A 740-nucleotide genomic window follows, 5' to 3' on the forward strand; every position below is an offset into this window, starting at 1 on the left:
CTAGCACTACTTTGGCAGAATCAGATTGGCGGTCTCCAGATGGCCCTTCGGCAGTGGGGACAAGTTGGCGATGTCGAGGAAAATGCCTTGAGGACGGCCCGGCGGACCTGAGGCAGGGTCGGTCGTGGAGGTCCCCGCCGCGGGCTTTTTTGCTCCTGTGGCCTGGCCCAGGCGGCGATGCTGGAGGAAGGCGTAGGCAATCATGGTCATCAAGGCATGGCGGTGGAGGCCGCGCCAGGAGCGGCCCTCGAAGTGGTCGAGGCCCAGCTCCTCCTTCATCTGCTGGTGGGCCTGCTCACACACCCAGCGCGCCTTGATGGCGGCGGCAAGCCTTTTCAGGGAGGCTTCGGCCGACAGGTTGGACAGATAGTATTTGCGCTCGCCCGAGCTGCGCCATTCGCCCACCAGCCAGGCCTCTTCTCCCGGCATGTGCTGCTGGCCCTTGTCGTGGATGCGCTGGGGCGGTCCATCGGCGATCCGGATGCGGCAGGCGGCAAAGCGGGCGCTCAAGGGGCCTTTGGCGCCGCGCCGCCAGGAGACCTTGCGCCATCGAGCCCCGGCCAGCACCGTCTCGGCGGACACAGATAGCTGGTCGGGGATCTGGTTCTTGCGGGGCCGGCCGCGCCCGGCAACGGGGAAGATGAGCGCAACATCGGCCGGATAGACCTTTTGGTGCTTCGGGATGCCCACGGCCCAGGTGAGGCCGCGTGTGCTCAGGCCTTGGCGGAAGGAGGCGGACA

General features: G+C 66.9%; 1 protein-coding gene. It reads right to left on the reverse strand.

The features are described from left to right. Positions 1–6: 6 nt before the first annotated feature. On the reverse strand, positions 7–740 hold a 734-nt coding region (locus L0966_RS22155; protein ID WP_370641701.1), incomplete at its 5' end, for an IS701 family transposase.

The organism is Xanthobacter sp. NM-59, from assembly GCF_021401125.1.
Lineage (GTDB): Bacteria > Pseudomonadota > Alphaproteobacteria > Rhizobiales > Xanthobacteraceae > Xanthobacter.